The sequence below is a fragment of the Porcincola sp. LCP21S3_C12 genome (genome assembly GCF_052118625.1).
Taxonomy (GTDB): domain Bacteria; phylum Bacillota; class Clostridia; order Lachnospirales; family Lachnospiraceae; genus Porcincola.
In genome coordinates this window covers 16,627-37,665 of record NZ_JBQKGW010000018.1, presented here as the reverse complement: position 1 = coordinate 37,665, position 21,039 = coordinate 16,627, and the positions used below count along the sequence as shown (strand labels likewise).

The 21,039-nt window shown below is 55.1% G+C and carries 17 protein-coding genes; 4 read left to right on the top strand and 13 right to left on the bottom strand.

Features of this window, described 5'->3' with window-relative positions; genetic code table 11:
* Positions 1-47 precede the first annotated feature (47 nt).
* Entirely contained in the window at positions 48-1,124 is a 1,077-nt protein-coding gene (locus ACTQ1N_RS09955; RefSeq protein WP_441956603.1) for a LacI family DNA-binding transcriptional regulator, read from the top strand.
* 689 nt (positions 1,125-1,813) lie between these two features.
* Here ACTQ1N_RS09955 and ACTQ1N_RS09950 read toward each other — a convergent pair.
* The 5 genes from ACTQ1N_RS09950 to ACTQ1N_RS09930 form a co-directional block, all read right to left on the bottom strand.
* Positions 1,814-2,278, bottom strand: a complete 465-nt coding sequence (locus ACTQ1N_RS09950) for an IS30 family transposase (protein ID WP_441956602.1) — start codon at positions 2,276-2,278, stop codon at positions 1,814-1,816.
* A 220-nt stretch (positions 2,279-2,498) separates the two neighbouring features.
* Positions 2,499-2,720 (bottom strand): helix-turn-helix domain-containing protein, encoded by a 222-nt coding sequence (locus tag ACTQ1N_RS09945; RefSeq protein WP_441956601.1) that lies wholly within the window; start codon positions 2,718-2,720, stop codon positions 2,499-2,501.
* Between the two features lie 245 nt (positions 2,721-2,965).
* On the bottom strand, positions 2,966-4,459 hold the full coding sequence (locus ACTQ1N_RS09940; RefSeq protein ID WP_441956600.1) for a glutamate synthase subunit beta: 1,494 nt from the start codon (positions 4,457-4,459) through the stop codon (positions 2,966-2,968).
* Positions 4,460-4,661: 202 nt separating this feature from the next.
* The gene (gltB, locus tag ACTQ1N_RS09935) at positions 4,662-9,215 is read right to left on the bottom strand and encodes a glutamate synthase large subunit (RefSeq protein WP_441956599.1); all 4,554 of its coding nucleotides are present in this window, start codon (positions 9,213-9,215) and stop codon (positions 4,662-4,664) included.
* A gap of 165 nt (positions 9,216-9,380) precedes the next feature.
* Positions 9,381-10,712, bottom strand: coding sequence for an aminotransferase class I/II-fold pyridoxal phosphate-dependent enzyme (locus ACTQ1N_RS09930; protein WP_441956598.1), 1,332 nt, complete (start codon positions 10,710-10,712; stop codon positions 9,381-9,383).
* A gap of 378 nt (positions 10,713-11,090) precedes the next feature.
* On the opposite strand from ACTQ1N_RS09930, the gene ACTQ1N_RS09925 reads away from it, so the two are divergent.
* Positions 11,091-12,137: a C39 family peptidase gene (locus tag ACTQ1N_RS09925; protein ID WP_441956597.1), complete on the top strand. Its 1,047-nt coding sequence runs from the start codon at positions 11,091-11,093 to the stop codon at positions 12,135-12,137.
* Positions 12,138-12,233: 96 nt separating this feature from the next.
* On the opposite strand, the gene rpiB is transcribed toward ACTQ1N_RS09925, so the two are convergent.
* From rpiB to ACTQ1N_RS09895, 6 genes are all read right to left on the bottom strand, one after another.
* Positions 12,234-12,674, bottom strand: a complete 441-nt coding sequence (gene rpiB / locus ACTQ1N_RS09920; protein WP_441956596.1) for a ribose 5-phosphate isomerase B — start codon at positions 12,672-12,674, stop codon at positions 12,234-12,236.
* A 90-nt stretch (positions 12,675-12,764) separates the two neighbouring features.
* Entirely contained in the window at positions 12,765-13,706 is a 942-nt protein-coding gene (locus tag ACTQ1N_RS09915) for a transketolase family protein (protein WP_441956595.1), read from the bottom strand.
* Positions 13,694-14,533: a transketolase gene (locus ACTQ1N_RS09910; protein WP_441956624.1), complete on the bottom strand. Its 840-nt coding sequence runs from the start codon at positions 14,531-14,533 to the stop codon at positions 13,694-13,696. Before ACTQ1N_RS09910 ends, ACTQ1N_RS09915 begins: the two co-directional genes overlap by 13 nt.
* Positions 14,534-14,571: 38 nt before the next feature.
* Complete coding sequence (locus tag ACTQ1N_RS09905) at positions 14,572-15,279, bottom strand: L-ribulose-5-phosphate 4-epimerase (protein ID WP_441956594.1); 708 nt, start codon at positions 15,277-15,279, stop codon at positions 14,572-14,574.
* Between the two features lie 321 nt (positions 15,280-15,600).
* A complete protein-coding gene (locus ACTQ1N_RS09900; protein ID WP_441956593.1) occupies positions 15,601-16,401 on the bottom strand; it encodes a DnaJ domain-containing protein in 801 nt (266 codons plus the stop codon).
* A 66-nt stretch (positions 16,402-16,467) separates the two neighbouring features.
* On the bottom strand, positions 16,468-17,520 hold the full coding sequence (locus ACTQ1N_RS09895; RefSeq protein ID WP_441956592.1) for a S66 family peptidase: 1,053 nt from the start codon (positions 17,518-17,520) through the stop codon (positions 16,468-16,470).
* 162 nt (positions 17,521-17,682) lie between these two features.
* Here ACTQ1N_RS09895 and proB point away from each other — a divergent pair, with 162 nt between their 5' ends.
* Positions 17,683-18,492 (top strand): glutamate 5-kinase, encoded by an 810-nt coding sequence (gene proB, locus ACTQ1N_RS09890; RefSeq protein ID WP_441956623.1) that lies wholly within the window; start codon positions 17,683-17,685, stop codon positions 18,490-18,492.
* A gap of 19 nt (positions 18,493-18,511) precedes the next feature.
* Complete coding sequence (locus tag ACTQ1N_RS09885) at positions 18,512-19,513, top strand: alpha/beta fold hydrolase (RefSeq protein WP_441956591.1); 1,002 nt, start codon at positions 18,512-18,514, stop codon at positions 19,511-19,513.
* A 148-nt stretch (positions 19,514-19,661) separates the two neighbouring features.
* Here ACTQ1N_RS09885 and ACTQ1N_RS09880 read toward each other — a convergent pair whose 3' ends face one another.
* Both ACTQ1N_RS09880 and ilvN read right to left on the bottom strand, forming a co-directional pair.
* On the bottom strand, positions 19,662-20,507 hold the full coding sequence (locus ACTQ1N_RS09880) for an SIMPL domain-containing protein (protein ID WP_441956590.1): 846 nt from the start codon (positions 20,505-20,507) through the stop codon (positions 19,662-19,664).
* A 52-nt stretch (positions 20,508-20,559) separates the two neighbouring features.
* Positions 20,560-21,033: an acetolactate synthase small subunit gene (gene ilvN, locus ACTQ1N_RS09875; protein WP_154525962.1), complete on the bottom strand. Its 474-nt coding sequence runs from the start codon at positions 21,031-21,033 to the stop codon at positions 20,560-20,562.
* Positions 21,034-21,039: the final 6 nt, after the last annotated feature.

Below are 21,039 nucleotides of genomic sequence, written 5' to 3'. Positions count from 1 at the left end.
TCCTTCAATCAATGTATTAGTAAATGAAAGAAACCAGGTATAGCACTATGAAAGCAACAAAACCAGACGGAACCCGATACAATATCAGCGATATCGCTGATATGCTGGGGGTTGCCCCTTCCACAGTTTCCCGCGCCCTGAACGGAAAAAAGGGCGTCGGGGAGCAGCAAAGAAATAAAATTCTGGCTCTTGCTCAGAAACTTGGTTATGAGATCCCTGCTGTCCGTCAGGAGCCGGCTGTCTCGGCTGTCTCTGCTCTCCCGCCATCTGTCAGCCAGAAGAACAATACGATCGCTCTGGTCATCGGCGATATCCGCAACCCGTTCTATGCAGATCTTGAATACGGTATCCAGGAATGTCTCTCACAGGAAGGATACCAGATCATGATTTTCAACAGTGAGTATGACATTGACAAGGAGCTCTCCATTCTGCAGAAAACCGCCGAAGGCGGTTTCTCCGGGCTCTTTCTGGTAACCGCCCAGTCCGAAAAAATGGAAGCGGTTCTTAAGACCCTGTCTTTGCCGGTTGTCCTTGTCAATCGTAATTTCCCGGGGTTTCCCGGTGACTCTGTTTTCGCCGACAACTTCCAGGCCGGTTATCTGGCTGCGGTACACCTTATTGACCTGTACCACCGAAAAATCGGCTTTATCCGCGGCCCGCTGCTTTCCTCTGCTTCTACACAGCGGTTCGAAGGCTATTCCCAGGCAATGTCCAATTTCGGCCTTACGATAGATGACCGTTTCATTTACGACTGCGACCTGAAAATCGAGAGCGGAAGGCAAAGTGCTAAAGTATATCTCGCCTGTCCTCCCGAAGATCGGCCGTCAGCCATGATCATCGTTAATGATCTGGCTGCTCTCGGCTTCATCGATGAATGCCGCAAGAACGGACTCTCCATCCCGCAGGATGTCTCCGTTATCAGTTTTGACAACATCATCTATTCATCAATAGAGGGAATCAATCTTACTACCGTCAGTCAGCATGTTGATGAGATGAGCCGCGAAGCGGCCCGGTTGATGCTTAAACAGCTCCATGGAGATCAGACTCATCCGGAACGGGTCATAATCACACCGGAACTGGTGGTTCGGGGTTCAACCGCCCGCTCTGCGGACTTTCCGGACTGAAATCGCCTCCAACTGTAAATCAGGGGATGGTTCTTTGATCAATTGTCAATCAAAGAACCATCCCCTGATTTACGAGGTATGCTTTTCTTTTCGGAGATTGAGCTCTATAGTTTTTCTTGTTGTCCCCTTGCAAAACTGCTATACTACATCCGGGTGTTGCCAGTAAAACGGTAGGCGGTTAGTCCCTCTTCGGAGGGCTGTGACCCTCCGATCACTAAGGGGTCCACACTTCGGTGTGAGATTCAAAGGAAAGGAGGGCTGAGCCATGGATATTCTCGGATTAGTTGTGGGGATCCTTAGCTTATGCGGGACCTGCTTCGCAATCGGGTATCAGTTTGGTAAAGATAGTCGTGGAAATAACTGTGGTGAAAGCCACAGGAACAGAAGCGATAAGACGCAGAAATGACCGCCCCACAGCCAATGGATAGCGGTCATTCTGTGATTGCATTATTCAGGGGCTAACCGTCTATCGGCAGCACCTTTTATACTTCTATCTTACAGTATCCCTGAGTTTTGTCAACAGGATCGTTGACTGTTTCTCTTGGTTTTCTACATCTTTTATTATAGCAATTCCCCCGACTGCGTCAATTACAGTTTTAAAGCTGAGTTGCAGTATGTTGTAGATTTGTCTCAATTATCTGAGAATCAATATAACCCATAAATTGCAACAACAAGTTGGACACCCTCCGTTAGGCAGTAGCCTGGTAGATTCGGTCGATTTCCTCCTCAAGGATTTCATCCTGGGTCTTGTAACCCAGGACCTTCCTTTGGAGGCAGTTACACCAGGTCTCCACATCGGAGATCTGCTGACCGGTAAAGCCATCAATCCGCTTACCCTTTGGTATGAACCTTCTGATCAGGCCGTTATACCGCTCTACGGTTCCCTTATCGCGGACGTGTAGGGATGAGCATAGTAGAACAAGCGTATCAACCATCTTCTCAAGCTCTGATAGGTCGGCGAATTCCGAACCATTATCGGTCGTGATTGTTTTGAACACTTCACTGAAGTGTTCGCTGTAAGTCTCCTGAAGCTGTTTGATTGCCTCCATGACACACCCTGATGTCTTATTTGCAATCCGAAGCATCAGGAACTCACGGCTTTTGCGTTCAGCAAGAGTGAGCAGGACCTGATCATCCCGGGTCTTAGCGTCCAATACGAGGTCTCATTCCCAGTGCCTGAATTCCTCACGGGATTCGATCTCCCTTGGACGTTCCGGGGTGCTACGGCCTAGCTTTTTCTTATTGATCCGAGATCTATGTTTCTTGGACTTACGCTTCAGCTTTTCGGGAAAGTTATGGTTCCTGATACCAAAAAGGCCAAGATCAACATAGCGGTAAAGTGTTTCAGCACATACTCCAGAAACGCTGATCTGCTCAAAAATCAGAATGCCGGCGACTGTGCTTTCGGTTATCATCATAAGCTTTCTGACCAGCAGAAGCCTTATAACGGGTCATGTGGCCGTTATACAAGGCAACTGAACCACGTGCCATTTCATTCGAGACAGTGCTCGGTGAGCAGCTGATCTCACGGGCAATTGCCCGGATGGTGTAATTGTCTTTAAGACGAATCTGAATAAGAACTCGTTCCTCATACAAAAGATGTTTGCCTTTTATTATGGGAAGTTATGGTAGAATAAGAGCAGTCCATGGTGGCGATTCTCCTGTAGAAAGTTTGTTGTGGTGACTTACATTCTACCAAAGATCCTGCCATGGATCTTTATTATATTCAGATGTCCAACTTCATTTTACAATCGGCGGCTGAATTCATATGTATATATCCGCGAATGACGCCTGCAGCAGAGGCTGCGGAGGCAGATGTCTCTGCTCAAGCGGCGCAGCGGTTACTGCACCCTGATGTTTGTATAACCCATGAGGCTCTTGTCCACCGCCTCGGCACACTCGCGTCCCTGGCGGATGGCCTTGACAACAAGGGACTGTCCGGTGTGCATGTCGCCGCAGCTGAAGACCTTCTCCACAGAGGTCTGGTAGCCGCCCTCTGCTGTCTTAACATTGGAGCGTTCTGTCGTCTCAACGCCAAACGCATCTGTTACATACTTCTCCGGCCCGAGGAACCCTGCCGCGATTACAAGCACCTCGCACGGAAGCTCCTTCTCACTGCCAGGCACCTCTGTCATCTTCCGCCTGCCGGTTTGCGGATCCTTCTCGAATCTGAGTCCGACCGTCTTCACCGCGCGCAGATTCCCATCCTTGTCCTTGAGGAATTCCTTGACCGTCGTCTCGTAGATCCTCGGATCATGTCCGAACAGGGCAATTGCCTCCTCCTGGCCATAGTCTGTCTTGCTGACTTTCGGCCACTCCGGCCATGGATTGTCCGCTGCGCGCTCGTCCGGTGCCTTCGGCATCATCTCAATGGCTGTGACAGACTTGCAGCCATGGCGGATCGCGGTCCCAGTACAGTCATTTCCCGTATCGCCCCCGCCGACGATCACGACATTCTTCCCTTTCGTCTCGACATACTTTCCATCCTGGAAATGGGAATCCAGCAGGCTTTTCGTATTCCTTGCGAGGAAATCAACCGCAAAATAGATTCCCTTCGCATCACGTCCGGGTCCCTTCAGGTCTCTTGCCTGCTTCGCCCCGCAGGCAAGCACGACCGCATCGTACTCCTTCAGAAGCGCTTTCGGCTTGACATCCTTTCCGACATCCATGCCGGTCAGAAAGGTGATGCCCTCCTCCTTCATGATGCCGACCTTGCGGTCTACGATCTGCTTCTCCAGCTTCATGTTCGGGATTCCGTACATCAGAAGGCCCCCGATGCGGTCATCGCGCTCATACACCGTCACCTGATGTCCTCTGTGATTCAGCATATCCGCGCAGGCAAGCCCTGCCGGGCCGGAGCCGATGATCGCCACCTTCTTTCCGGTGCGCACCTTCGGCGGCTTGGCGGCGGCGTACCCATGCTCGTATGCATATTCAATGATCGCGTATTCATTGTCCCTCGTTGTGACAGCATCACCGTGAACACTGCAGGTACAAGCCTTCTCACAGAGCGCCGGACACACCCTTGAGGTGAATTCCGGAAAATTGTTGGTCTTGTGCAGGCGGCTGTAGGCCTCTTTCCAGTTTCCGTGATAGACCAGATCATTCCACTCCGGGCACAGATTGTGCAGCGGGCAGCCGCTCGTCATGCCGGCGAGTGTCATGCCCGACTGACAGAACGGAACGCCGCAGTCCATGCATCTGGCCCCCTGCTTCTTCTGCTCCTCGAGGGAGAGATGTTCGTGGAACTCATTCCAGTTTTTGATGCGCTCCTTCGGGTCCTCCGAAACCGGATCGACCCTGTCATATTCCAGAAATCCCGTAGGCTTCCCCATCTTCCTGTCCTTTCTTCATACACGCATATCCGGCAGGCTGTCCAAACCACCCCGGCAGCCTGCCCGCTCAGACTGCCGCTTTGCCACGATGGCTGCTTCATTTTTGCGGCTGCATCTTTCCCCTGCCGAATGTGGCTTCACACATGGTTTGTCTGCAGAGGCCGGTACAGCGATTCAGGCAGCCGCCATGTCAGGTACGCCATTACGCACTCTGGCTCTGCTTCATGTAGAACGCTTCCGACTGCGCCTGTTCCGGCGACAGTCCTCTCTCCTCCGCCTTCGCGATCAGTCCCAGCATCTGTTCATAATCGTGCGGGATGATCTTCTTGAACTTCGGAAGATAGTCCTCAAAATGCTCCAGAATCTCTTTGCCTTTCACGGATCCCGTGACCCGCACATGTTCCTCAAGCATTTCCTTCATATCCATGACATCGTACTTCGAGGTAATCTCCCTGGAGGACACCATGGTCTTGTTGATCTTGGTATACAGGTCATTGTCCTCGTCGAGTACATAGGCAACACCGCCCGACATGCCCGCCGCAAAGTTCTTGCCGACCGAGCCCAGAATCAGTGCCTTACCGCCCGTCATATACTCACAGCCATGATCGCCGCAGCCCTCGACCACTGCATTGGCTCCGGAATTGCGGACGCAGAACCGCTCGCCTGCGGTTCCGCAGATATAAGCGCTGCCCGAGGTTGCCCCGTACAGAGCGACATTTCCGATAACGATGTTCGTATCCTGGCGGAACCTGGACGACTTCGGCGGATAGACCACAAGCTCGCCGCCGGAAAGTCCCTTTCCGAAATAGTCGTTGCTGTCGCCCTCCAGCTCCAGCGTCAGCCCCTTCGGGATGAACGCGCCGAAGCTCTGGCCGCCCGCTCCCTCGCAGCGGATGTGGAAGGTATCGTCCGGAAGCGTATTGCCGTACCGCTTCGTGATCTCCGAGCCGAAGATCGTGCCGAATGCCCGGTCTGTATTGCTGACACTCAGGCTCATCGACGCCTTCTCGCCCTTCTCAAGCGCATATCCGAGCTTTTTAAGAAGGACCTTCTCGTCCAGTGTGTTCTCCAGCTTGAAGTCGTAGACCTTCTTCGGGTCAAAAGTGACGCTCATCTTCCGCGCGTCATACGGATTGTTCAGGATCGCAGACAGATCAACCTTCTGCCACCGCTCCGGCAGATTGTCGCGCACCTTGAGCAGATCTGATCTTCCGACCAGCTCATCCACCGTCCGGACGCCCAGCTTCGACATATATTCACGAAGCTCCTCCGCGACGAACAGCATGAAGTTCTCGATGTATTCCGGCTTCCCGCAGAAACGCTTGCGCAGCTCCGGGTTCTGTGTGGCAACACCCATCGGGCAGGTGTCCTTGTTGCAGACACGCATCATGACGCAGCCCATCGAAACCAGCACGGCGGTTGCAAAGCCAAACTCCTCCGCGCCGAGAATCGCCGCAATCGCGACATCCCGCCCGGTCATCAGCTTGCCGTCCGTCTCCAGCCGCACTCTTGAGCGGAGGCCGTTCTGAATCAGTGTCTGGTGCGTCTCCGCAAGTCCCAGTTCCCACGGCAGACCCGCATTGTGGATCGAGCTTCTCGGAGCTGCTCCGGAGCCCCCGTCATACCCGGATATGAGGATGACCTGCGCACCTGCCTTTGCAACACCCGCCGCAACGGTGCCGACACCCGCCTCAGAGACCAGCTTCACGTTGATGTCGGCTGCCCGGTTGGCATTCTTCAGGTCATAGATCAGCTGCGCCAGATCCTCAATCGAGTAGATGTCATGGTGCGGCGGCGGGGAGATCAGAGACACCCCCGGCGTCGAGTGGCGAACCTTCGCGACCCACGGATAGACCTTCGCTCCCGGAAGATGGCCGCCCTCGCCCGGCTTGGCTCCCTGTGCCATCTTGATCTGAATCTCCTTTGCGCTCATCAGATACTCACTCGTCACGCCGAAGCGTCCGGATGCGACCTGTTTGATCGCGGAGTTTCGATCGATGCCATCCTTTCCGACATGGAACCGAGAGGAATCCTCTCCGCCCTCGCCGGTGTTCGACTTGCCATGCAGATGGTTCATCGCGATGGCCATGGTCTCATGGGCCTCCTCGGAAATGGCCCCGAAGGACATCGCTCCTGTCTTGAAGCGCTTCACGATCTCCGATGCCGGCTCGACCTCCTCAATCGGAACCGGCTTCTTTGCATAGTTGAAGTCCATCAGCCCTCTCAGCGTCTTGACGGAGTCCTCGTCCTCAACCAGATCTGAGTAGGTCTTGAACATCTTGTAATCGCCGTTTCTCGTCGCCATCTGCAGCGCATGGATCGTCGCCGGATTGTAGAGATGGTCGTCTCCTCCTGAGCGCATCTGGTGATGTCCGGGGGAGTTCAGCGTCTCGTCTGTCTCAACCTCAAGCGGGTCGAAAACCGCGGAGTGCAGATCATCGACAGACTTCTCGATATCCTTCAGCGTAATCCCGCCGACTCTGCAGACGACGCCCGGAAAATACGTGTCGATGACGTTCTTGTCGATCCCGATCGCTTCGAAGATCTTCGATCCGGAATAGGACTGGATCGTGCTGATTCCCATCTTCGAGGCAATCTTGACGATGCCGTCCCGAACAGCGCGGTCATAGTCATCGACCGCCGCGTACGGATCCTTGTCGAGCATGTGATTCTCAACCAGCTCCCAGACGGTCTCCTGCGCCAGATACGGATTGACTGCCGTTGCGCCGAAGCCGAGAAGGGCCGCAAAGTGATGCACCTCCCTGGGCTCCGCGCTCTCCAGAACGAGGGACACGCTGGTCCGCTTCTTTGTCACAACCAGGTGATGGTTGACCGCAGCCACGGCCAGAAGCGACGGGATCGCGACATGCGTCTCGTCAACGCCGCGGTCGGAGAGGATCAGGATGTTGGCGTTCTCCTTAAATGCGCGGTCGACGTCGATGTACATGCGTTCGATCGCCTTCTCAAGACTGGTGTTCTTGTAGTAAATCATCGGGATCACTTCGACCTTGAAGCCCGGGCGCTTCATGTTCCGGATCTTCATCAGATCGGTGTCCGTCAGAATCGGATTGTCCACCTTCAGCATCTCGCAGTTCTCCGGCTTTTCCTCGAGGAGGTTTCCGGACTTGCCCAGATAGACAGTTGTCGATGTGACGATCTTCTCACGGATCGCGTCAATCGGCGGATTGGTGACCTGCGCGAAGAGCTGCTTGAAGTAGTCAAACAGGGGATGATACGTCTTGGCCAGCACCGGAAGCGGTGTATCGACGCCCATTGCGTCGATCGGCTCATTCCCGGTCAGGGCCATCGGCAGGATGGAGGTCTTAACCTCCTCGTAGGTATAGCCGAAGGCCTTCTGCATCTTCTGCAGCATGTCCTCTCCGTACCGCGGCACTCTCTGATTCGGAATCCTCAGATCCTTCAGGCTGACCATATGGGAATCGATCCACTCGCCGTACGGCTGAGCGCCGGCGTAGTGCTTTTTCAGCTCGTCATCGTCGATCACACGTCCTTCTATGGTATCTACCAGCAGCATCTTGCCCGGATGAAGACGTTCCTTGACCACAATCTTTTCCGGCGGAATCGGCAGTACACCGACCTCCGAGGAGAGAATCAATGTATCGTCGTCCGTAATCAGATAGCGGGACGGACGCAGACCGTTCCGGTCGAGAACAGCGCCCATCATATCGCCATCTGTAAATATAATGGATGCCGGGCCATCCCACGGCTCCATCATCGTCGCGTAATACTGATAGAAGTCCTTCCGCCTCTGGCTCATCGCGCTGTTGTTGTCCCAGGGCTCCGGGATCGTGATCATGACAGCCAGTGGAAGCGGCATTCCGCTCATGACCAGAAATTCCAGCGTATTGTCCAGCATCGCGGAGTCTGAGCCTCCCTCCTTGATCACCGGCAGGACCTTCGCCATCTGGTCTTCGAGATACGGAGACGACATATTCTCCTCGCGTGCCTGCATTTTGTCCGCATTTCCCTTGATGGTGTTGATCTCTCCGTTGTGGACAATGAAGCGGTACGGATGCGCTCTCTCCCAGGACGGGTTGGTGTTCGTCGAGAATCTGGAATGCACGATCGTGATTGCGGACTCAAAGTCCTCATCCTGCAGATCCTTGAAGAACGTGCGCAGCTGTCCGACCAGGAACATGCCCTTGTAGACAATGGTTCTGGAAGACAATGAAAGAACATAGGTTGTCTCCGAGCTCTGCTCGAACAGCCGTCTGACGACATAAAGGCGGCGGTCAAAATCCAGCCCCTTTGCGACGTTCTTCGGCTTCTCGATGAACGCCTGCCAGATATCCGGCATGCAGGAAAGGGCCTTGTGCCCCAGCACCTGCGGACAAATATCAACCTTTCTCCAACCCAGGAACTTCAGGCCTTCTTTCTGTGCGATGGTCTCGAACATCTTCTTCGCACGGTTTTCCGCAAACTCATTCTGCGGGAAGAAGAACATGCCGACGCCGTACTCTCTCTCTCCGCCGATGCTGATCCCGAGTTCCGAGCAGACTTTCCTGAAGAACTTGTGCGGAATCTGGGTCAGAATACCGACACCGTCTCCTGTCTTCCCCTCCGCGTCCTTCCCGGCGCGGTGCTCCAGGTGCTCGACAATTGTCAGAGCATGATTCACGGTCTCATGGCTCTTTTTCCCCTTGATGTTTACACAGCAGCCGATTCCGCAGGCATCATGCTCAAAGCTTGTGTCGTACAGCGGCGACTGCGGCAGGTCTTTCCTTACGTCAAACATGCAGATCCTCCCTGTGATGATGCGGGTATGCCCCACATGGGATATTTACCACAAAAAAGGCGCAAAGAAGCCATTGATGAGCGCTTCTTTGCGACCTTTTCCGTACTATACACCAATTATTTTTGATTGTAAACCATTTCCGAAGAATTTATAGAAGGACAGGGCTTACTGCGCCGCAACCGGTGCCGGTGCCTCGGCTCTTCTCTGTTCCAGAATCTTCGTGCACGCAGCATACTTTGTTGCCAGGCAGAGCAGCTCGGTTGCCGTCTTCAGGTCATTGAGCGGCGGGAAGGACGGCGCGATCCGGATGTTGGCATCATGCGGATCGACGCCGCCCGGATAGGTCGCCCCGGCCGGTGTCAGAACAACACCTGCCTTTGCGCACTTCCGGACAACCTCCTTCGCGCAGCCATCCATCGTATCAAAGGAGATGAAATAGCCACCCTTCGGTTTCGTCCACTTTGCGATCCCCAGTCCGCCGAGCTCTTCCTCGCAGATCTTCTCGACCATCTCAAACTTCGGACGCAGGATGTCGGCATGCTTTCTCATGTGCTCGACCATCCCGTGGATATCCTTGAAGAACCGGACATGACGCAGCTGGTTGACCTTGTCGTGTCCGATCGTCTGCACCCTGAGCTGCTGCTTGACGTCCTCCAGATTGTTGAGGGAGGTTGCCATCGCCGCAATGCCCGAACCCGGGAAGCAGACCTTGGAGGTCGACGCGAACTTGTAAACCAGATCCGGATTGCCTGCCCGCTTGCACTCGGCAAGGATCTCGATCAGGTGATCCTGGTCGTGGTCATACAGATGATGGATAGTGTAGGCATTATCCCAGTAGATACGGAAGTCCTTCGCCGCAGGCTTCAGGCGCGCAAAGCGGCGGACTGTCTCGTCGGAGTAGGAATTTCCGGTCGGATTGGAATACTTCGGAACACACCAGATTCCCTTGATGGACTCGTCGGAGGAAACCAGCTCCTCAACCCTATCCATGTCCGGTCCGGTCTCCAGCATCGGCACACAGACGTTCTCGATTCCAAAGTACTCTGTGATGCGGAAATGTCTGTCATACCCTGGCACCACGCAGAGGAACTTGACCTTGTCCAGCTTGCACCAGGGGGTATTGCCCATCACGCCGTGCGAATAGGAGCGTGAAATCTGATCATACATGACATTCAGGGACGAATTCCCATAGATGATCAGATGATCGTACGGGACTTCCATCATATCGCCCATCAGCTCCATCGCCTCCGGGATGCCAGTCAGGACGCCATAGTTGCGGCAGTCTGTCCCGTCCTCGCAGCGCAGATCGCTGTCGGAACTGAGTACATCCATCATGCCCATGGACAGGTCAAGCTGTTCCACACAGGGCTTTCCTCTTGACATATTCAGCTCGAGCCCCAGCCCCTGGATCTTTTTGTACTCAGCCTTGAGTTTTCTTTCCAGTGTCTCCAGTTCCTCGTTGCTCATCTCAGAATACGGTTTCCTGCCTTCACTCATCGCGTCTCTCCAATCTTCTGTGCCTGCGGTCCATTCCAGGTGCTGCAGCCGCCGTGCGGGCTTTCCCGCAGTGATCTGCCCGACATGCCATATCCAGCAGCCCTTGCGAATTATCATAATCACCGGTTCTTCATTTGTAAACTGGAAATTCGACGATCCTGCTGCCAGAAAAAACTCAACCCAGCAGCGAAATCGTGCGCATGGCAGTGAATACATCCTCCATCTGTCAGGAAAACCGGTAACGGCGTCTGCCTGCGGGGACGCCCGCTGTCGTCCGGTTCGGGCAGCCGGGCGATGCACAGGCGGCTGCTTGCCAGGAAATCCGGCGGGCTGTAAACTGGATGAAAGAAAGCAGAAAGCAGTTCAGGAGAATCATCTATGAAACAGAGATCAGGATATACATTCAAACGCTGCAGCGCCCTCAGATGCGTCTGCCTGCTTGCTGCCTGTACCGGTCTGGGTCTGGCTTTACCCGTGCAGGCCTCTGACCAGCTGCTGATCGGCGCCGGCAGAAGCGAGACCGTTTCCGGTTCCCGCGCTGGGGCAGACGCAGATACAGGCGGTGCCGACAATGGCAGCTCTGGTGCAGCCGGCAATGACAGCACAGGCAGTCGGGCGGGGACGGACACCGAGGCGGAGGGAAGCAGTCTCAGCGACACTTCCCTGGGCGGTGCCGGCTACAACGGCGGCCCGACAATGCTCGGCTCCGGAAGTACGCTCACGGTGGAGAATACGCGGGATGAATATGAGTGGGTCAAGACCAACATGGCCGGCCGGTTCTACCCGTATGTCATCGTCCATGCTGAGGGGAACCCGAATGTCATTCATTTTTTGTATGAATACGGGCACGATTACAAATCTCCGGCAGCCTTCCACTATACAGATGAAGAAAAGAAGACCTTCACGGATACAGGAAAATCCGGCGCCGCCCGGGTTCCGCTGATCATGCAGTGGGATTACCGCTGGGGCTTCAACTGGTACGGAGGAGGCCCGGCCGGACTGACGGCCTGCGCCCCGACCTGTATGACGATGATCGGGCTCGGGCTGACCGGCAAGGAGACTTATACGGTTCCGGCGATGTGCTCCTATGCCGAGGGAAAGGGCTACTGGGTAAGCGGCCAGGGCACCTCCTGGAGTCTTGTGACCGATGCTTTCCCAGATGACCCGATCACATGCCGGCAGATTTCTGTGGATGAGGAGAGTATTGCATCGGCTTTGCAAGCCGGGAATCCGGTCCTCATCAATGTCGGGGTCGGAAAGTTCTCGGCGGTCGGACATTTCATGGTGCTGACCGGTGTGGACAAGGGCGGAAAATTCGTGCTGAATGACCCGAACAACCTTGAGAACAGCTCAAAAACCTGGGCGTGGGCTGACCTTGCCTCCGAGATTCAGGCTGCGTGGGCGTACGCGCTCAGCTCCTCCTGAGTAAAGAAACCGGCTGCAGGCCTCACAATATGCTGCCTTAAGGCAGGCAGCACACCATCACGCCGCAGCCGGTTTCTTCTACATAAATAAATCGTCTCACGCCTCATCCGGCGCGTCGATCATCGCAATCCTTCTCTTGTGCCGCTCTCCCTCCGAGAAAGGTGTATTCAGGAAGGTGTCTACAATCCTGCATGCAAGCCCTGCTCCGAGGACTCTGCCGCCCATTGCCAGGATATTCGCGTCATTGTGCTCCCTGGTCGCAGCTGCCGAAAAGCAGTCCGAGCAGAGCGCCGCGCGGATTCCCTTGTAGCGGTTCGCCGTGATGGAGATCCCGATTCCGGTTCCGCAGATCAGAATCCCCTTATCACTCTCACCCGAGAGGATGCTCTTCACAACCCTCCTGGCATAGATCGGATAGTCGGTTGATTTCGTGTCATAGGTTCCGAAATCCTTGTACGCGATTTTCTGTTCGTCCAGATGCTTCTTCACTTCCTGCATCAGTTCAAATCCGCCGTGGTCACACCCAAGCGCTATCACAATTCCGCCTCCTTCCGGCACGCCGCACAGCTGTGGCAGAGGCGTACTGCCTCTGCCACCCTGTGGTCATCCTCTGCTTTCGGTGTCCACTCAGCCAAGAAATGCCTTGATCTGTTCGTACACGCCCTCTCCATCGAGCTTGTACTTGTGGAGCAGTTCGACAGCCGGCCCAGATTCGCCGAACTGGTCATCGACGCCAATCCGGGCAAGCTTCGTCGGAAGCTTTGCGGAAAGAAGCTCTGCAACTGCCCCGCCAAGGCCTCCCGCGATAAATGCCTCCTCTGCCGTCACGACCTTGCCGGTCTTCGCCGCACTCTTCAGAATGATCTCCTCATCAAGCGGCTTGACAGTATGGATGTTGATGACCTCGGCGCTCACGCCGTCCTTCGCCAGCATGTCTGCCGCTTCCAGCGCGGAGCCAACCTCCAGTCCGGTTGCGACGACGGTCACATCGCTGCCCTCCCGGAGCAGGACACCCTTCCCGAGCTCGAACTTGTAATCCGGCCTGTCATTGATCACCGGAACAGCCAGGCGGCCGAATCTCAGATAAACCGGTCCCTTGTGTTCATAGGCTGCCTCAACTGCCGCCTTTGCCTCAATGTCGTCACTCGGAACAACAACCGTCATGCCAGGGATCATCCGCATCAGCGCGATGTCCTCCAGGCACTGGTGCGTTGCGCCGTCCTCGCCGACGGAGATGCCGGCATGGGTTGCACCGATCTTCACATTCAGGTGCGGATAGCCGATGGAGTTTCGAACCTGCTCAAAGGCACGCCCGGCTGCAAACATGGCAAATGTTGAAGCGAACGGCACTTTTCCGGTTGTTGCGATCCCGGCTGCGATCCCCATCATGTCCGCCTCTGCGATGCCGCAGTCAATGTGACGCTCCGGAAATACCTTCTTGAAGGTTCCGGTCTTGGTTGCGCCTGCAAGGTCAGCATCCAGGACAACGACATCGTCGTGTTTCTTTCCAAGCTCGACAAGCGCGTTGCCGTAGCTCTCTCTCGTTGCAATCTTCTTTACTTCTGGCATAATGCTTCCCCCGCTTTCTCAAGTTCTTCCATGCCCTGCGCATACTGCTCATCATTCGGAGCCTTGCCGTGCCAGCCTACCTGGTTTTCCATGTAGGACACGCCCTTGCCCTTGACCGTCTTCATGATGATTGCGGTCGGCATTCCCTTTGTCTCCCGCGCCTCCTTGAATGCCGCGCGGAGCTGATCCATGTCGTTGCCGTCCGCAACATTGATCACATGGAAATTGAAAGCCTCAAACTTCCTGTCGATCGGATACGGAGAGCAGACTTCCGTGATCGGCCCATCAATCTGGAGATTGTTGTTGTCCACAATGACACAGAGATTGTCCAGCTTGTGGTCTCCTGCGAACATGGAAGCTTCCCAGACCTGGCCTTCCTCCAGCTCACCGTCGCCCAGCAGAGTGTAGACCCTGTAGCTGTCCCCGGAAAGCTTTGCGGACAGTGCCATACCGACAGCAGCCGAGATGCCCTGTCCCAGGGATCCCGAACTCATGTCAACGCCCGGCGTATCCTGCATGCACGGATGTCCCTGAAGACGGGATCCGACATGTCTGAGCGTGGAAAGCTCTCCGACCGGGAAATATCCCCTGTGTGCCAGCGCACTGTAATAGCCCGGCGCCGTATGTCCCTTGGACAGGACAAAACGATCGCGGTCCGGCTTGTCCGGATGCGCCGGATCGATGTTCATTTCCTCAAAGTAAAGATATGTGAACACATCTGCCGCAGAGAGGGATCCGCCCGGATGACCTGATTTTGCCGCATGTACCGCAGTCAGAATGCCCTTGCGGACCTCGACCGCCATCTTCTGTAACTCCAGCGTTGTCATATTGACTCCTTTCTTCGTCTCGATCGGGCTGGTATCCATCAGCCCTTCTTTGTCTGCCCGTAGTAAGCGTTTTTCCCATGCTTCCTCAGGAAATGCTTGTCCAGCATATACTGCGGTGCCGGAACGCTGTTTCTGTCAATCAGCTCCGTCCGAACCGCCATCTTCGCGACTTCCTCCAGGACGACCGCATTGTGGACAGCCTCCGCCGCATCCTTGCCCCAGGTGAACGGGCCATGATGCGCACATACGCAGCCCGGAACATGCATCGGGTTCTTTCCGCGGAAGGTCTCGATGATGACCTTTCCCTGCTCAATCTCATAGTGTCCTGGCTCACCGGCGACTTCCTCCGCCGTCATGACTCTGCAGCACGGGATCTCGCCATAGAAATAATCAGCGTGCGTGGTTCCGTATGCCGGAATCGCTCTCTCGGCCTGTGCCCAGGACGTTGCCCATGGAGAATGTGTGTGGACGACACCGCCGATCTCGGGCCATGCCTTGTACAGCTCCAGATGGGTCGGCATGTCGACAGACGGTTTGTAATCGCCTTCCACAACCTTTCCATCCAGATCCACAACCACCATATCTTCCGGTTTCATGGTTTCGTAGGAGACCCCGCTCGGCTTGATGACAAACAGTCCGCTCTCCCGGTCAATTCCGGAAACGTTCCCCCAGGTGAAGGTGACGAGTCCGCGCTTTGGCAGCTCCATATTGGCTTCAAACACCTGTTGTTTCAGTTTCTCCAGCATATACAGCTCCTTTTCCTTTTGCCGGCTCAAGTTGTGCGTACCAATTTGAGGATGTGCACGCTTTTCCGGTCAGCTGATGCAATACAACTTTAAGCCTATTAAACCACAAAAACGGCTGCGGGTACAGAGGAAACTGTCGAAATCACGAAATTCGCCACTCTCAACTGTCCCGCAGCCGCCTGATTGACCGACTGTACAGACTGACTGTATTCCCGGCAGCTTTTCTGCCCTTCTTCCTGCGCAGCCCCATGGGCTGCATGGACTGCAGCTACTTTTCTCCGCCATATGCGCCGCGGCTATACGCCGCGGCCGGAAAACCGGTCACACCGTCTGCTCCTCACGCATCTTCTGGAACTCTCTCAGCTTCCGAACCTGCTGCGCGGTCAGATTCGTCGGCACATCAATCTGCATCACGAGATACAGATCGCCGCGCTTTGAAGGACTGGTTCTGCTCCTTGCGCCCTTGCCCGGCAGGCGGAACCGCTTGCCGCAGGGTGTCCCTGCCGGAATCCTGAGCATCACATGCTCCGCCTCCGGCGTCGTCACCTTGACCTCACCGCCGAATACCGCAGTCGTGAACGGGACCTTGATGTTGCCTTCGCGATCCAGCTTCTCCACGCGCTGTCCGGCATCCTGACCGTCAAATCCGCTCTGCGCACCGGCGCCGGAACCAAAGCCTCCGAAACCGCCAAATCCACTAAAACCGCTTCGCCTGCCGCCATCGGAACTGAATCCTCCGAAGCCGCTGCCACCGCTGCCGCCGCCGAAGAAATCTCCGAAGATATCTCCGAACATGTCCTTCATGCGGGGATCGTTTGCATTAAAATGGAACTCCTGGTATCCATTGCCGCCATTTCCGTTAAAACCGCCAAAGCCCTGGCCGGCTGCACTTTCGTCAAATCCTGCCATGCCGACCTGGTCATAGATCTGCTTCTTCTTCGGGTCAGACAGAACGCTGTATGCTTCGTTGAGCTCCTTGAACTTTGCCTCCGCCTGTTTGTCTCCCGGGTTTGAATCCGGGTGATATTTCCGTGCAAGCCGGCGGAATGCTTTGCGGATCTCCTCGTCCGAGGCAGTCCTGCTGACGCCGAGGACATCATAGTAATCTCTTTTCTCTGCCATCTGCACTCACCTCTTTTCACACTTACCGTTATAGCCATAATTGTTAGCACTGTCAATAAGAGAGTGCTACTTTTCCTGAAACGCCAGCGTTCCCCTTCCGCCTTCATAGTCCAGCCGGAGAATCGCCCCGTTGATCATCGTCATGTGCGGAATTGTGTGTCCGATATCCATTTCCCAGATCACCGGAATCTGCGGCTGCCCTGGCAGTTTCTCCTGCCCGGCTCCGCCGAACGCCCGCTCCACCGCCTCATCGTATGTCATGCCGGACTCGCTTTTCTCAAACAAGGTTCGCCCCAGCAAAACCGCTTTCGTGCAGCGGAACCATCCCGCATATTTCATCTGAAGGAATGTCCGGTACAGCATCTCGGCACTCAGCGCAAAATTGTCAAAGTACCAGATGATCCCATCCTTCTCTCCGTACCGGTTCACAAACAGGGAGGCCCCGTCACAGGGTGTCCCGATCAGATCCTTGAGGACATCGATGCACCCGCCGATGCACCGGCCTGTTGTGTGGACTGCGCCGATATTCGATTTCCAGATCGTCGGTGTATCAAACTGAATCTTCTCGGCAAGAAACGGCGCACAGCCGAGATGCTTTTGCGAGGTCTCCTGAACCGGGTTCTCCCCCTTCAGGAAACGCAGATTATCCCGCAGATACCTGCTCTCGTCTGCTCCAGTTGCACACTGAGTGTCGCTGCCGTCAGGCAAATCGTAGCTTCCTGCATTGCAGCCGTAGAGTGTCGCCACATCGCAGATGGTTGTATAGGGAAACAGAAGCCCCGTCGGATCCGAAGCGCCCATCAGCCACTTCGGGTTACGTTTCATCTGCTCAAAGTCTGCATATGGAAGCATCTCGTCGAGGAAATCTCCCCCGGATGCCGCCATCACCATCTTCACCTCAGGATCCGCAAACAGCGCATTCAGTTCATCGCCGCGTACCTGTGCGCTGCCTCCCCGTTCACTGTCAAGCCGCACAGATCCGGTCTCCCTGATCCGATAGCCCTCCGCCCGCAGAGTCCTCAGAGACCGGTCAAAGCTCTCCAGCTTTCTGCCGACACCTGCCGACGGCGCGCAGACCCCGATCAGCTCCCCCTTCTTTAAAAATTCCGGATACTTCATCGCTCATCTCTCCTGTTCTTCTTCGTTATTTCTTCACAATACCACAGTCCCGCCTTGTCGGATACCCATCATCGTTGTAAACTAGGCATGTCAGAAAATTCATACCTTGTCCGGTATTCACCGGTGCTTTCAGAAGTTTTCAGAATAGAGGTTTCACAGATGATGAGTCTCGTACAAAATCGAATCGTGGTGAAGGTCGGTACCTCGACCCTCACGAATGACCTGGGGCAGGTCAACCTGCGTTCATTTGACCATCTGGCGCTTGTCTGCTCCGATATCCAGAATATGGGCTATGAGGTCGTCCTTGTCTCTTCCGGAGCGATCGCAGTCGGCGTCAACAAGCTCGGCCTGAAGTCCAAGCCCTCCTCCATGCCGCTCAAGCAGGCTGCCGCCGCGGTCGGCCAGTGCAGAAACATGTTCCTCTATGACAAATTCTTTGGAGACTACGATAAGACGATCGGTCAGATTCTGCTCAATGCCTCCGACATCGAGCAGGAGGAGAAAAAAGAAAACCTGACCAACACCTTCAACACCCTCCTGGAACTCGGCATCATTCCCGTTGTGAATGAAAATGATTCTGTCAGCTACACGGAAATCGAGTCAAAGGACCGGCTCTTCGGAGACAACGACATGCTCTCCGCTGTGGTCGCCGTGCTGGTCCGGGCAAAGAAGCTTGTCATCTTCTCGGACATCGACGGATTCTATGACAAGGATCCCCGCCTTCATCCGGATGCAAAGCTGATCTCCCGCATCGACACCATCGATGAAGAGATCCAGAAGCTGGCGGGCGGCGCCGGCTCCAGGAGAGGCACCGGCGGGATGCGGACAAAGCTCGAGGCCGCGGCTCTGGCCACTGCAAACGGCATCGATACAATTGTGACAAACGGTAAAAAACCGGAGAATCTGTACGACATCGTGCACGGGAAGCCGGTCGGAACCCTGTTCAAGGGGAGCACAAAGATCTTCGTCTGACGAAGAAGAGGAGGCAGCCATGGTTCCGTTTGAAGCAGAAAAATTCGAACCCTACATGAAAACCGTTGTCCGCCCATGGCTTCAGGATCATGTGGAGGACGGTCAGTTTCCGGGGTGGGATGGAAAACTGATTCATTTCTATCGCGCTAAGAACCCTTCTCCGAAGGGCATCATCGTCATGCTCCACGGATTCTGCGGCTTCTTCGGAAAATACCATGAAGTTCTCTACAATTTCTATGAGGAAGGGTATTCCATCTACTTTCTCGAACTCAGAGGCCACGGTCTGTCCTATCGTCCGGTCAGCAGCCCGTCGATGGTGGATGTCGGTGATTTCGACGAATATGTCGAAGACCTGAAGAGCTTTCTGGATACAATCGTGATTCCGGACCAGACCGAAACCTCAGATCTGCCGGACTATACGGCCCTTCCGCTTTTTCTGTACGCCCACTCTATGGGCGGCTGCATCGCCACTTTGTTCCTGGAAAAATACCCGGACATATTTCAGGCCGCAGTGCTTTCTTCGCCGATAATCGATATCAACTTCGGTTCTACGCCTCGCTGGAAGGTCAATCTCACCGCGCTTGGCACAAAGCTGCTCGGCTGGAACGACCGCTATGTACCCGGTCAGGGAGACTTCGACGGAAAGCCTTACTTTGAAGAGAGCGGCGCCTCCTGCAGGGAGCGCTATGACTACAGCTTTCGGCTCCGGCTTGCGCCGGAAAGTCAGGGTGCCAACACCATGAACGGATCCAGCTGCCGCTGGGCGCGCGCATCCCTCCGTGCCATCCGCAGGCTCTGGAAAGACAAATCATCCCTGACGATGCCCCTGCTGATTCTGCAGGCCGGCAAGGATACCTATGTTGACAACCAGGCAGAAAACCGCCTCCGGAACGAGGTCAGGAATGCGCTTCTGATCCGCTTTCCGGAGGCGAAACATGAAATCTTCAATTCAGAGGGGAAGACACTTGAGAAATACTACAAGGTCATCTTCCGCTTTTTGGATCAGTACGCAGACGCCTGACCCCCATCTGTACCGCAGCGCTCCCTGCATGTGTCCGGATCAGGCGGACAGACTGTGTTCTGGTGCTGGCGGCTGGAAGCGCTCCATGCATATATCTGGCTCAGCCTGCACTTCAGTCCTCCGGATCTGGCAAAAGCGGCTGAAATCATCAATATGCCAGCTCGTATGTCACGGACACTTCCGCCTTGATCTGCAGGGTCCCTGCGCTGAGATCCGGAATGGAGCTGGCATCCTGCGCCGCAGCTGCCGTTTCCTTATAGACAGCGCCGATATCGGAGGACTGATATCTGGCTGACAGATCCTGGTACCCTTCTGAAATCGAGACCGCCTTCCCGGCAGACGCTCCCTCGGCCTTCGCAAGGACGTCTGCTTTTTTTCTGGCTGCCTTCACAGCTTCCTGGAGCGCCTCCTCGTATTTTTCATCGTACGTTGAGCAGGTATAGACCACACCCTCCACGTCGTTAACACCGGACTTCACGCTTTCGGAGAGGATCTTTCCGGCATCAGCAATCTTCTGGTCGGACACCTGAAGCGTCGTCCGCACCTCATACCCTGTCAGCTTCGGCTGTTTGTCTGCATCCAGATTGTCATAATCATACTGCGGGGAAATGCTGTAGCCGGAAGTCTGTATGCTTTTTTCATCCACGCCCATCCCCTTCAGCGTTTCGATCACCTGGTTTACTTTTTCTGTATTCTCTGACTGGGCCGCGTCTGCCTTCTCCCCATTTGTCACAATGCCAAACGTAATCTGTGCCATATCCGGCACTTCCATCACGACACCGGTTGCCGAGGCGCTGACCGTGCGGCTTTTTCCGCCGGTCTTCTCCGGTAATTGCTCCTGCTGTACAGCCGATGACTCGCTGCTCCCGGTTTCCTCTGCAACATGCACCTCCGAATTCGGCTGGCTCTCCGAGGCAGCCGCCAGTCCCGCTCCTGCCAGCACCATGCCTGCCAGTCCCAGTGCGGCTGCCGCCGCCCGCATCAGCTTTTTCATCTGCGCCTCCTTTCCGGGTCATTGCCCCGTCCAGTTTACTACATTACAGTGTTTACTTTTTCGACATTGCAATCGTTCCGGTTCGCTGCACCTCCAGGATGCCGTACGGCTTGCACAGCATCACGAACTCATCCAGTGTCTCCGGCTCCTTTGCCAGCTCGATGATCATATACTTCATCGTCACATGCATAATCTTCGCGCCCATCACACTGCACAGCTCGATCAGCGAAGCCCGGTTTGTCGCTGAGTAGGAAACCTTGATCATCATCATTTCCAGCTCGACTGCCTTGGACTCCTCCAGCCTTCTCACCTTGATGACATCCGGCTTCTTGTTCAGCTGCTTTTCGATCTGGTCAATCGTCCGTTCGTCGCCTGTCGATACAATCGTCATGCTGGAGACATCATGCTTGTCCGTCTCCCCGACGGCAAGGCTGTCGATGTTGTATCCTCTTCGGGCAAACAGTCCGGAGATCCCGGACAGGACACCGTCTTTATTCTCCACAAGAACCGAAAATATTCCTTTCATCCCTGT